12 protein-coding genes and 2 riboswitches are annotated in these 11,927 nt (G+C 45.5%); of the genes, 1 reads left to right on the top strand and 11 read right to left on the bottom strand.

Going from position 1 to position 11,927, the window contains the following annotated elements; all coding sequences use genetic code 11:
• Positions 1–15 precede the first annotated feature (15 nt).
• The 6 genes from racE to H532_RS0102350 all read right to left on the bottom strand — a co-directional run bounded on the left by racE (position 16) and on the right by H532_RS0102350 (position 5,204).
• Positions 16–804, bottom strand: coding sequence for a glutamate racemase (gene racE, locus H532_RS0102375; RefSeq protein ID WP_027724143.1), 789 nt, complete (start codon positions 802–804; stop codon positions 16–18).
• A 17-nt stretch (positions 805–821) separates the two neighbouring features.
• The gene (locus tag H532_RS0102370) at positions 822–1,271 is read right to left on the bottom strand and encodes a MarR family winged helix-turn-helix transcriptional regulator (protein ID WP_027724142.1); all 450 of its coding nucleotides are present in this window, start codon (positions 1,269–1,271) and stop codon (positions 822–824) included.
• Between the two features lie 188 nt (positions 1,272–1,459).
• Complete coding sequence (locus H532_RS0102365) at positions 1,460–1,684, bottom strand: helix-turn-helix domain-containing protein (protein WP_027724141.1); 225 nt, start codon at positions 1,682–1,684, stop codon at positions 1,460–1,462.
• Between the two features lie 355 nt (positions 1,685–2,039).
• Complete coding sequence (gene sdhB, locus H532_RS0102360) at positions 2,040–2,795, bottom strand: succinate dehydrogenase iron-sulfur subunit (RefSeq protein ID WP_027724140.1); 756 nt, start codon at positions 2,793–2,795, stop codon at positions 2,040–2,042.
• Positions 2,796–2,814: 19 nt separating this feature from the next.
• Positions 2,815–4,566, bottom strand: a complete 1,752-nt coding sequence (sdhA, locus tag H532_RS0102355; RefSeq protein WP_027724139.1) for a succinate dehydrogenase flavoprotein subunit — start codon at positions 4,564–4,566, stop codon at positions 2,815–2,817.
• A 29-nt stretch (positions 4,567–4,595) separates the two neighbouring features.
• Positions 4,596–5,204 carry a succinate dehydrogenase cytochrome b558 subunit gene (locus H532_RS0102350; protein ID WP_027724138.1) on the bottom strand — a complete coding sequence of 203 codons (609 nt, stop codon included), beginning with the start codon at positions 5,202–5,204 and terminating at the stop codon, positions 4,596–4,598.
• A gap of 385 nt (positions 5,205–5,589) precedes the next feature.
• On the opposite strand from H532_RS0102350, the gene H532_RS0102345 reads away from it, so the two are divergent.
• On the top strand, positions 5,590–6,054 hold the full coding sequence (locus H532_RS0102345) for a YslB family protein (RefSeq protein ID WP_051263080.1): 465 nt from the start codon (positions 5,590–5,592) through the stop codon (positions 6,052–6,054).
• Between the two features lie 146 nt (positions 6,055–6,200).
• Here the strand turns inward: H532_RS0102345 and H532_RS0102340 are convergent, their stop codons facing one another.
• From H532_RS0102340 to trxA, 5 genes are all read right to left on the bottom strand, one after another.
• Positions 6,201–7,427 carry an aspartate kinase gene (locus H532_RS0102340; protein ID WP_027724136.1) on the bottom strand — a complete coding sequence of 409 codons (1,227 nt, stop codon included), beginning with the start codon at positions 7,425–7,427 and terminating at the stop codon, positions 6,201–6,203.
• A 98-nt stretch (positions 7,428–7,525) separates the two neighbouring features.
• A riboswitch (Lysine riboswitch) is annotated at positions 7,526–7,703 on the bottom strand.
• An 84-nt stretch (positions 7,704–7,787) separates the two neighbouring features.
• On the bottom strand, positions 7,788–8,456 hold the full coding sequence (locus tag H532_RS0102330) for an amino acid ABC transporter permease (RefSeq protein WP_027724134.1): 669 nt from the start codon (positions 8,454–8,456) through the stop codon (positions 7,788–7,790).
• A 77-nt stretch (positions 8,457–8,533) separates the two neighbouring features.
• Entirely contained in the window at positions 8,534–9,382 is an 849-nt protein-coding gene (locus H532_RS0102325; RefSeq protein ID WP_038111349.1) for a transporter substrate-binding domain-containing protein, read from the bottom strand.
• 144 nt (positions 9,383–9,526) lie between these two features.
• Positions 9,527–9,633: riboswitch (TPP riboswitch) on the bottom strand.
• 72 nt (positions 9,634–9,705) lie between these two features.
• Positions 9,706–11,484 carry an excinuclease ABC subunit UvrC gene (gene uvrC, locus H532_RS0102320; RefSeq protein ID WP_027724132.1) on the bottom strand — a complete coding sequence of 593 codons (1,779 nt, stop codon included), beginning with the start codon at positions 11,482–11,484 and terminating at the stop codon, positions 9,706–9,708.
• Positions 11,485–11,609: 125 nt separating this feature from the next.
• Positions 11,610–11,924 carry a thioredoxin gene (gene trxA / locus H532_RS0102315; protein ID WP_027724131.1) on the bottom strand — a complete coding sequence of 105 codons (315 nt, stop codon included), beginning with the start codon at positions 11,922–11,924 and terminating at the stop codon, positions 11,610–11,612.
• Positions 11,925–11,927: the final 3 nt, after the last annotated feature.

Genomic DNA, 11,927 nt, shown 5'->3' with positions numbered 1-11,927 from the left:
TTAGGACGGCTTATCTTAGACGGTCACGGATTGCACGCGCGGTTTGATTTTCATCCATTGTGCGATTACGAGTTTTAGAACGCGCTCAGAACCTGTCGTATAAAAGCGATGTTCCGGATGTTCTTCTGTTCCGAGCATCCCGATTTCCGCCAAGATGGTACTGATCTCTCGAGCGGTTTCTTCTCCGGAATCGATCAGGGCTATCTCTTGGCCCAGCACTTCTTGTATGACAGGTTTTAAAATGGGATAATGCGTACAACCCAAAATTAACGTGTCGATATTTGTCTCTTTTAAAGGTGACAGTGAGCGGCTGACAATGTCATATGCCCGTGGGCCAGCCCATTCCCCACTCTCAACTAGAGGAACAAAGTCAGGGCAGGCGAGGGCTTGGATTTCTAGATTCTGATTTATCCGTTTTAAGGCACGCACATACGCCCCGCTTTGTATCGTCCCGACCGTACCGATGACACCGATCCGTCCATTGCGGCTTGCTTTCACCGCCGCCCGGGCGCCCGGTTGTATAACACCGATGACCGGTATGGGAAGTGTTTGTTTGATTTCTTCATAGACCATCGCCGTGGCCGTGTTGCAGGCGATGACAAGCATTTTAATATCCTGTTCTAAAAGTCTATTCGTCAATTCCCATGTAAATTGCCGGACTTCTTCCGGCTTTCTTGGGCCGTATGGGCAACGTGCCGTATCACCCAAGTAAAGCAAACGTTCGTGCGGAAGCTGGCGGATGATTTCTCTAGCTACTGTCAGTCCGCCCACTCCTGAATCAATGACGCCAATCGGTCTGTTCAAAACATCGCCCCATTTTCTTAGAAGTCCTTTTTTATTTCGTCATAGATTTTTTGGAGACCAGCTTGGAAACCACTGATGACTTCTTCAGGGTATTTTCCAAGTTTCTCCTCTAAAAAGGCTTGACGTTTGCGAATGACATCGCGGATCAGCCCGGCGCCTTTTGGCTGCAAATAAATGCGGACAAGCCTTTTATCGTTCTCATCCTTCATGCGTTTCACAAGTTCCCGTTCTTCCAATCGGTCAATCATATCCGTCGTTGTGCTAAACGGCATATAAACGCGGGATGACAACTCCCCTATTGTAATCCCTTCTTCTTCAGAAATCCACTGTAAAGCAACAAATTGCGGTGGTGTGATGCCAACTTCTTTCAGAAGCTGACGTCCGGTTTCTTTTATGACTGATGCCACAAAACGGAGTTGTTTTTCTATAAGTGCATAAACATTTGTTTGCACTGTACTCGAATCCATCTATTTTTCCTCCCGATTCGCACAACCAAGGAAAAGCTCTTTCCATCATTCCTGATTTTCTTTCATCATACCATAAATTATGTATAGGCCGAAACGGTTTTTATCGCACAGACTTTTGCGAAAAGTTGAAAATCAGCACAAAGAAAATAGTGGATCCGGCTTCCCGATGAGAGAAAGCCGGACCCTCCCTAAAGCTCGAGTTCCCCGAGCCGCAACAATTCAACGACCGCTTGAGAGCGACCTTTCACACCCAGCTTCTGCATGGTGTTGGAAATATGGTTTCGAACTGTCTTTTCACTAATAAACAGCTCTTGTGCAATCTCTTTTGTTGTTTTGTCCTGAACGAGCAGTTCGAAAACCTCTCGTTCTCTTTTGGTCAGTAAAGGCTTGGGACGATGGTAGTTATCTTTCAACAATTCCCCCTCCTTGCTCGAGCAATAGAGCTGTGAGGAAGGTATTTAGTCAACATATTATATGTATCGGCCGAAAAACTTGTGACATGGCAGAAACCGCTCTATCGCACACTTTTTGAGCATTTTTCTTAATTGAAATCGCCTGATTTCCTAAAGCCAAGTCTCAACTTGTCGGTGGTTCGGTTTGTTAAAAATGGGAGACTCAAGTTAAGTGATCCCCATCATTTTTCCACAATCAAAATGCCAGCGATCGAACATTTTCTCCTTCATAAAGCGAAAAAAGGGCTTTCGTTCTCAAAATAATGAACGAAAGCCACTCATGTTTATGGTTGCCCGTACAAAAAGCCGGGGATGATTAACGATGTCCAAAAAAGCTTTTTAAGGATTCGACGACAGCTTGACGGTTGATCGCTGCGATGGAAGTCGTCAGCGGGATGCCTTTCGGACATGCTTGCACGCAGTTTTGTGAGTTGCCACAACCTTGTAAACCGCCTTCACCCATAAACGCTTGTAAACGTTCGGATTTGTTCATTTCTCCTGTTGGGTGAGCATTTTTTAACTCCACTTGACCGAAAGCGAACGGACCCATAAATGAGGTTTTGCTGTTCACGTTCGGGCAAGCTTCAAGGCAAACGCCGCATGTCATGCATTTCGATAATTCATAAGCCCATTGCCGTTTGTTTTCAGGCATTCTTGGACCGCTACCCAAATCGTACGTCCCATCAATGGGGATCCAAGCTTTAATCCGTTTTAATGTATCAAACATCCGGCTTCTATCGACGGCCAGATCGCGGATAACCGGAAATGTGCGCATCGGTTCCAGACGAATCGGTTGTTCCAATTTATCAATCAGTGCGCTGCAGGCTTGGCGCGGTTTTCCGTTTATCACCATGGAGCAGGCGCCGCAAACCTCTTCCAGGCAGTTCATTTCCCATTGAGGTGGAGAGGTTTTCTCACCCTTGACATTGACTGGGTTGCGACGGATTTCCATTAATGCCGAAATCACATTCATATTCGGGCGATAAGGCACCTCAAACGTTTCTTCGTAAGGGGTTGCTTTGGGACCGTCTTGCCTCAAAATGATCAAACGCACCGTTTTCCTTTCAGCCATTAGTCTTAACCCCCTTAAATTAATGTTCGGTTGTATAGTCGCGTTTACGCGGTTTAATTAAGGATGTATCAACTTCCTCGTATTCAAAATCAGGACCGTTTTTGTCCGGATTAAATTTCGCCTTGGTTGTTTTGAGCCATTCTTCGTCATTACGTTCCGGAAACTCCGGTTTATAGTGCGCCCCACGGCTTTCATTACGGTTATAAGCGCCGAGCGTAATGACGCGGGCGAGCTGCAACATGTTCCAAAGCTGACGGGTAAAGGAAGCACCGCTGTTGGACCATTTGGAAGTGTCATTGATGTTAATGTTTTTCCAACGTTCCATAAGCTCTTGAATTTTTTCATCGGTCTTCAAGAGGTTTTTGTTGTAACGAACAATGGTGACGTTATCGGTCATCCATTCACCGAGTTCCTTATGAAGCACGTAAGCGTTTTCCGTTCCATCCATCGCCATGATGTTGTCGAACTTTTCTTGCTCGCGGATGCGATTTTGTTCGAAAAGACGGCTGGAAAGGTCTTCAGCATGCTTATCCAAACCGCGAATATATTCCACAGCGTTAGGCCCTGTGACCATGCCGCCGTAAATCGCAGACAGCAGGGAGTTTGCCCCTAAGCGGTTCGCCCCATGATATTGATAATCGGCTTCCCCGCAAGCAAACAAGCCTTTAATATTCGTCATTTGGTTAATGTCAACCCACATGCCGCCCATGGAATAGTGGACAGCCGGGAACACTTTCATCGGTACTTTATGTGGGTCTTCACCGACGAATTTTTCATAAATCTCAATGATCCCGCCAAGTTTGACATCTAATTCATGCGGATCTTTGTGCGAAAGGTCTAAGTAAACCATGTTTTCGCCGTTTATACCCAGTTTTTGGTTCACGCACACATCAAAGATTTCCCGCGTGGCGATATCGCGAGGAACAAGGTTGCCGTATGCCGGATATTTTTCTTCGAGGAAATACCAAGGTTTACCGTCTTTATATGTCCAGATGCGGCCACCTTCCCCACGGGCGGATTCACTCATCAAGCGCAATTTGTCATCGCCAGGGATCGCAGTGGGGTGGATTTGGATAAATTCCCCGTTGGCATAATAGACGCCTTGTTGATAAACAGCGGATGCGGCAGAACCGGTATTAATCATTGAGTTGGTCGACTTACCGAAAATAATGCCAAGCCCGCCGGTCGCCAAAATAACGGCATCCGCAGCAAAAGTTTTAATTTCCATAGAGTGAAGATTTTGCGCAACGATGCCACGGCAAACTTCTTCATCATCGATGACAGCGGACAAAAATTCCCAATACTCATATTTTGTGATGAGGCCGTTGACTTCCCAACGTCTGACTTGTTCATCCAAAGCATAAAGCAACTGTTGACCAGTTGTCGCACCGGCATAAGCCGTTCTATGATGTTTCGTGCCGCCGAAACGACGGAAATCGAGCAAACCTTCCGGAGTCCGGTTAAACATGACACCCATCCGGTCCATCAAGTTAATAATGGAAGGTGCTGCTTCACACATCGCTTTGACTTGTGGTTGGTTGGCGAGGAAATCACCGCCATAAATCGTGTCATCAAAATGAATCCATGGCGAATCGCCTTCGCCCTTTGTATTAACAGCCCCGTTAATCCCACCTTGGGCACATACCGAGTGTGAACGCTTTACCGGAACTAAAGAAAAAAGATCCACGTGTACACCGGCCTCAGCCGCTTTAATCGCCGACATTAAACCAGCTAGTCCGCCGCCGACGACGATAATTTTCTCATTACTCATTTGCCACACTCCCTACATAAGCTATATCATCAAACAAATGCAAAAACGGCCCGAACGCCTACGTAAGCGAGCAGAATGAAGACAACTACTGTAAAATAAGTCGTCACTCTTTGGGCACGCGGCGTGACAATGATTCCCCAGTGAACCAAGAATGCCCATAAGCCGTTTGAAAAATGAAAGACTGCCGCAATGACCCCAACAATATAGAAGATCAGCATTCCTGGGTTATCGAGGATATCTGCCATCATGTTAAAATCGAGTTCCTTTAAATGCAAAAGGTAGGCAATGTGGGTTTCCCAAATATGCCATGCCAAAAAAATGACCAGGTATAAGCCCGTAAAACGCTGAAGAAGGAACATCCAGTTGCGGAAATAGCCATAATGATTCACATTATATTTGGCTTGGAAAGCGATATAGATGCCGTAAATCGCATGGAATAAAAGCGGCAAATAAATTAGAACGATTTCCAAAAAACGAACGAACGGAAGATGTTCCATAACGTTGGCGGCCGTATTAAACGCATTTGGGCCTTGAGTTGCATAGTAGTTGACGGTCAAGTGCACGATCAAGAACAGACCGATTGGAAATAAGCCAAGGAATGAATGAAGTCTGCGATTGACATAATCCCTGCTGGCCATTCGATTTCCCCCTTCGACGACTTGTTTTTACCGGTTGTTGGTTGAGCTCATTTTCGATACCACACGGGGCCAGGCGGTATTGGCATGAACCATCCGTGACGCACGAAAAGACTGTTGATCTGAGTCGATTTGACGTATGTATCCACCTAACATTAGGAAACCCATACTCGACAGCGCTTTAAATAGGGTTTTTATCAATACCTGTGCCTACAACTGAGATCCACAGTTTCTCCGAACGTCGAAAAGTGTTCATTTTGTGACAAGACCATTGTACTCCCATCATTTTACCCCGTCAAGGAATCAAGGATACATAGGTAAAGCCAAAAACTTGTAGTGAAATCGGCTATTAATCGTTATAATATAAATGTCAGAAGGAGTGGGAGCCATGAAAAGAGCATTGCCCCAAATCGAACATTACAGCGGACTTGAAGTTTCCTCATTCGGAATTGAACTCCTCAGATCCGTCCTCTTACCGGAGTTATTGGGCGATGATCTGGAGCCAATTTTATATTGGTCAGGACGAAAATTAGCCCGGCTTTATCCATTTAATACGATCGATGATTGCATCGCCTTTTTCGATAAAGCAGGGTGGGGTAAGTTGGAAGTTGTTGAGGAATCACGCGGTAAAATGCAACTGGAATTAAGTTCGGAACTCGTTTCAGCACGTCTTATCGACGATCCAGATGCCGCATTTACTTTGGAATCAGGATTCCTCGCCGAAGCCTTACAAAACATTAAGGGTTATTGCGCGGAGGCTTATACTGAAATTAAAAACAGCCGTAATAATAAAAAGGTCCTCTTTCTTATTAAATGGGACACAAAAGATCCCGTTGAAACCGTGACTTATTGAGGCATCACACCTTAAAAAAGGTTGACCTTTGAAGGATCCCGGCTAAACAGATGTCAGATAGAGCTTTGCTTGCAAAAACCGCCTGCCTGCATCTGGCCAACCTTCCTTAGGTCAACCTTTTTACCCATCCATCGCGTTTTTCGTCGTTATCCAACGCGGACCGTCATGTCAAGTTGGAAGGTTTCATGCAGGACTTGAAGCGCCTTCTCCAAATTTTCCCCTGCAATGACTGTGGACACCTTAATCTCCGATGTGCTCACCATTTTGATTAAAATCCCTTGATCCGATAAAGCCGAAAAACACGTCGCAGCAACCCCAGGATTGGAGGCCATCCCCGAACCGACGATGGAGACTTTTGCCAGACCAGCCTCCGTCTCTAAATATTGATATCCAATGGCCGCCTTTTCTTTTTCCAATACATCGATGGTATCATCCAAATCATTGACAGCGATGGTAAAGGATAGCGATAACCCATTCTCACTGATATTTTGAATGATGATATCGATGTTAATCCGAGCATCCGCTAATTTTTTAAAGACATCGGATAGAGTCGTCATTTTATTAGGCAGCCCGTGTAAAGTTACTTTAACAACATTGCGTTCAAAGGCCAAACCCCTAACGCTCATTTGATTTTCCATTTGCGCTTCCTCCTTAATCACCGTGCCTTCAGTATCATTGAAGCTGGAACGGACAACGAGTGGCACCTTATATTTCTTAGCATTTTCCACGGCTCGAGGGTGGAGGACACCAGCGCCTAGATAGGCCATTTCCAGCATTTCATCATAACTGATTTCATCTAGCTTCCGCGCGGCTTTAACATAACGCGGGTCTGTCGTATATACCCCATCGACATCGGTATAGATTTCGCATAAATCAGCCTGAACCGCCGCTGCAAGTGCTACAGCGGTCGTGTCGGAGCCACCGCGACCGAGAGTGGTTATTTCATCGTTTTCCGTAATGCCCTGAAACCCCGCAACGACGACAATCTTTCCTTGATGGAGGGCTTTCTGAAGCCGCTCCGTTTGGATTTCTTTAATACGGGCATTGCCAAAGACGCTTTCCGTCGTGATCCCCGCTTGCCAACCCGTCAATGATAATGCTGCAGCACCCATATCTTCTAAAATCATCGTTAAAAGTGCACACGTTTGCTGTTCGCCGGTTGAAAGCAACATATCTAATTCGCGTTTGTTCGGCCGGCGAACCGCTTCATTGGCCAGGCGAACGAGTTCATCGGTCGTTTTCCCCATTGCTGACACAACGGCAATCACTTGATCCCCAGATCGTTTTCTTTCCATGATCCGACCGGCCACTCGGCGAATTCTTTCAATCGATCCTACCGATGTACCGCCGAATTTCATGACAATAAGTCCCATGTCCACCACTCCTATCCCCGATTCAAGTCATACAAATCTTGTGAAAAACGAAAAAGACGATGAGCCACCCTCACCGTCATAAAAATTCCGTTTTTTCGATGATGGATAGCGCTCCACACTTTAAAAGTGTGACAGACCCGCACTTCTTCAGCTACGGATCCAGCGGCCATGTCACCGGCCATGCACCGCTTCGGCAATGACCCCTTTCCACCTCGATCGTTGATGTCCGGGCATCTCACGGGGCTTACTCTTGGCCATCGCACCTCTATCACAAATCTTTATTAAATTAGTTGCAATTATATCAAAGTTGATACATAACTTCAATCATTTATGAAATTGCAAGGCGGTACATATTACCTTTTAACTTATGATTGGAAACCGCTTTTCCAGTAAATTTTGTAATGCCGATGCAGCAAGGCAAATGAGCCAATAAATGATCGCCACTAGGGTGTACATCGTTAAAGTGTCATAAGCCCTTCCGGCAACGATCTGACTCATATGAAACATCTCCGGAACGCTGATTACCGCCGCGAGTGACGACGATTTAATTAAATCGAGAAAAACGTTTCCAAGGGAAGGGATGGCGATCCGAAATGCCTGCGGAATAACGATCGCCGTTAACGCTTGACGGTAGGACGCTCCAAACACCATCGCCGCATCCCATTGTTCTTTAGGAACCGAAGCGATGGCTGCCCGGTTAATCTCCGCCATATAGGCGGCGCTGTTTAAACTGAAACCGACGATCGCGGCGGTCAGCGCCTTCCACTCCACCCCTATCACTGGAAGCCCGAAATAGAGCAAAAAGAGAAAAACGATCATCGGCATGCCTCGCATAAAAGAAATATAAAAACGAGCCGGCCACTTTAAAAGAATAGAATGAGAGCTGCGCATGACGGCAAGGATGACGCTTAAAGCCAATCCGAAAATCATGCTTAGAATAGAAATCAATAAAGTATACCAGATGCCCTGAAGAATGTAAGGCAGCGAATCAATCGCAAGCTGCGGATCAAACAAGTCACCCCAAGTCACATGATCCCTCCCTTTCCAACTTTACAATTTATGTCAAAAATAGAGGCAACGGTTCGAAAACCGTTACCTTGCATCCATTAATCCAATTTAACTTCTCTGATTTTTAGATTTGGTTTTTTCGAGACATCAGCACCATAAAACTGTTTGCCGAGTTTGGCAAGCGTGCCGTCTTTTTTCATTTCGCCCAGAACCTTGTTGACCTGCTTTTGCAATTCGGTATTATCTTTGTCCATGGCGATGGCGCTGTGTCCTAAGTTATATCTTATATTCGGATGTATTTCCAATGGCAGATTCGGAAAGGCGGACAATCCCATTTTGCATAGATAATAATCATTCAAAATCACATCCGTCCGGCCGAGGGCAACATCCTTAAGATACACATCATTCGTTGCGTTGCCGTAAGTGACGATTTCCGCTCCAAACTTTTTGGCAATCTGGCTGTACACCGTTGATGCTTCCCCACCGGCGCGTTTTCCTTTCAGATCTTCCAATTTCTCTATTCCGGAGTGGTCTTTTTTACGCACGATGGCAACGCCGTAAGAATACTTATACGGGTCGGAAAAAGCGAATTTTTTCTCCCTTTCTTTAGTAGGCTCTATATCGTTGGCGGCAAGATCAATTTTTCCGCTTTGGAGAGCCGGCAACATGGCATCGATGCCCATTTCCTTGAACTTAACTTTCAAACCGAGCCGTTTGGCGATTTCCCGCACGACTTCTACATCGTACCCTGTTAATTTATTTGAGCCTTCCGCATGAAAGGAACTGCCATATAGTGTTCCTGAAGTTCCGACATTTAGAACGCCTTTTTCTTTGATTTTATCCCAAGCGGACGCAGACGACTTGTTGTTTGCACTCCCGCACGCGCCAAGAGCAAAAATGAGGCAAAAGATCCCCGTCCAAGCGAGTAACTTAAAAGAACCTTTCAATGAAAACACCTCGACTTGTGAATTGATTTGCCATATAAATAGAGTAACTTTGCTCGGACCTATGTATTTAACTTTCCCAAAAAGGCATAAAAAAACTTCCGGCAAGCGAGCGGAAGGTTTGAAAAATAACATGAGATAAAATGTTATCACCAACCTCCGCTTCCATACGCCGGTATGATCCGGATCAAGTTAAAAGGGTTCGGAGTTATCCGTCTCAGCCGGACGATCGCCCGGCACCCCTAGCAGAGTTAAAATCTACTTTTTTGGCAATCTCAAAATACCATTTCACTACTGCCAAGTCAAAAGTTATACCCAATAAAGAATTAATTGTCGTCGTTCTTATTTAGTTTTTGTAGAATATCTTCGGCAACTTTGATAGGTATTCCGGCATTAATAAGATCTTCAACAGAGGCTTCTGCAATCTTTTTCACTGACCCGAAATTTCTTAACAATAGGCGTTTTCGCTTCGGCCCGACACCCTCAATATCATCAAGGATCGATCTTGCCATGGTTTTGTCCCTGACTTGTCGGTGAAAGCTGATGGCAAACCGGTGGACTTCGTCTTGAATCCGCTGCAACAGGTAAAATTCCTGACTGTTGCGCGAAAGCGGGACGATTTCGGCGGGATCGCCGGTGACCAATTGAGATGTCCGGTGTTTGTTATCTTTTACCATCCCACAAACGGGAATCGAAAGTCCTAATTCATTTTCCAAAACATCCATAGCCGCATGCATCTGGCCTTTGCCTCCGTCAATTAATATGAGATCCGGAAGCGGCAAATCTTCTTTTAAAAGACGGCTATATCGCCGGCGCACGACTTCCTTCATGGTGGAGACGTCATCGGCACCTTCCACCGTCTTAATGCGATATTTGCGGTAAGCTTTTTTATTCGGCTTCCCATCTTCAAATACGACCATGGCTGAGACAGGATGCACGCCTTGGATATTCGAATTGTCAAAGGCTTCAATGACCCGCGGTGTTGGAATATTTAGAGCAAGCCCTAACCTTTCAACGGCTTTGATCGTCCGCTCTTCATCCCGTTCGATTAAGGTAAACTTTTCCTCAAGGGCGATTTTCGCATTTTTCCCTGCCAAATCCACTAACGCTTTTTTCCGCCCGCGCATCGGTTGGACCACATCGATTTCTAATAGCTTGGCAACCAGTTCCTTGTCAATCGCTCGCGGGATTAAAATTTCCTTTGGCTTTAAATGATTGGCTTGATAAAATTGCCCAATAAACGTCAGAAAATCGTCCTCGGGATCCCGATAAAACGGAAAAATGGACACATCTCTTTCAATTAACTTGCCTTGGCGCATAAAAAAGACTTGGACGCACATCCAGCCTTTGTCATAGGCAAAATTGAACACATCGCGGTCGACCGTGTCGGTAAACATCACCTTCTGCTTCTCCATCACGGTTTCAATCGATCGGATTTGGTCGCGGAGTGTTTTCGCCTTTTCAAAATTCAACGCTTCCGCTGCTTCAGCCATCTGTTTTTCCAACTCTTTTTTAATCTCTTTATATCCGCCGTTCAAAAATTTAACGATCCGCTCGATCCTTTCCGCATACATCGCCTCTGTCACTTCGCGCGCACACGGTCCGATGCACTGCCCGATATGGTAATAAAAACACGGCCGTGTCTCTGACCCGCTGCATTTTCGCAAAGGATACAGGCGGTCAAGCAACTTTTTCGTTTCTTGGGCAGCGCTGACGTTTGGGTATGGTCCAAAATATTTGCCGGAACCTTTCTTCACCTTTCGCGTAATGATGAGTCTCGGATGCCGCTCATTCGTGATTTTTATATACGGATAGCTTTTATCATCCTTCAGCATGACATTATATTTCGGTTCATGCTTCTTAATTAAATTCATCTCGAGCAGCAAGGCTTCAATGTCTGAAGAAGTCACAATGTATTCGAAATCGGCGATATCGGCAACAAGCCGCTGCGTTTTTGCGTCATGACTGCCGCTGAAATATGAGCGGACGCGATTTTTTAAATTTTTCGCTTTGCCGACGTAGATAATCGCTCCGCGGTCGTTTTTCATTAGGTAACATCCCGGTTGGTCGGGAAGAATCGCTAATTTTTCTTTTAAAGTATTCATCGCGATCGCCTTTTTCCCCAATAAAATGATAAAATGACATTTTATATTTTATCACAGCGGAAATGAAAAAAAGAAGGATCTGTGTGACCCTTCTTTTCCCTTTCAATGCGTTTAGCATTGCCGCTTTAGAGGTGTTTGTTGATGAAACCGACGAGAGCTTCTTTTGGCTGATAGCCGACGGTTTTATCGACCAATTCGCCGTCTTTAAAAAGCAAAAGCGTTGGAATGCTCATGACGCCGAATTGGCTGGCCGTTGCTTGGTTTTCATCGGTGTTGAGTTTTGCGATTTTCACTTTGTCGCCCATTTCACCATCTATTTCCTCAAGCACCGGAGCGATCATTTTGCATGGACCGCACCAAGGCGCCCAAAAGTCAACGAGAACCAAGCCGCTCTTCGTTACATCGGCAAACGTTTGATCCGTCACATGTGTAATTGCCATGAG

Source organism: Tuberibacillus calidus DSM 17572 (assembly GCF_000430685.1).
GTDB classification, from domain to species: domain Bacteria; phylum Bacillota; class Bacilli; order Bacillales; family Sporolactobacillaceae; genus Tuberibacillus; species Tuberibacillus calidus.
Note: the sequence above shows the minus strand (reverse complement) of the source record. Positions and strands in the feature narration are given on the sequence as shown.

What these genes read in the sequence shown, in the direction of transcription:
- H532_RS0102370 (WP_027724142.1), bottom strand. Translation starts at nt 1,271, where the DNA reads ATGGATTCGAGTACAGTGCAAACAAATGTTTATGCACTTATAGAAAAA.
- sdhB (WP_027724140.1), bottom strand. Translation starts at nt 2,795, where the DNA reads ATGGCTGAAAGGAAAACGGTGCGTTTGATCATTTTGAGGCAAGACGGT.
- sdhA (WP_027724139.1), bottom strand. Translation starts at nt 4,566, where the DNA reads ATGAGTAATGAGAAAATTATCGTCGTCGGCGGCGGACTAGCTGGTTTA.
- H532_RS0102350 (WP_027724138.1), bottom strand. Translation starts at nt 5,204, where the DNA reads ATGGCCAGCAGGGATTATGTCAATCGCAGACTTCATTCATTCCTTGGC.
- H532_RS0102345 (WP_051263080.1), top strand. Translation starts at nt 5,590, where the DNA reads ATGAAAAGAGCATTGCCCCAAATCGAACATTACAGCGGACTTGAAGTT.
- H532_RS0102340 (WP_027724136.1), bottom strand. Translation starts at nt 7,427, where the DNA reads ATGGGACTTATTGTCATGAAATTCGGCGGTACATCGGTAGGATCGATT.
- uvrC (WP_027724132.1), bottom strand. Translation starts at nt 11,484, where the DNA reads ATGAATACTTTAAAAGAAAAATTAGCGATTCTTCCCGACCAACCGGGA.
- trxA (WP_027724131.1), bottom strand. Translation starts at nt 11,924, where the DNA reads ATGGCAATTACACATGTGACGGATCAAACGTTTGCCGATGTAACGAAG.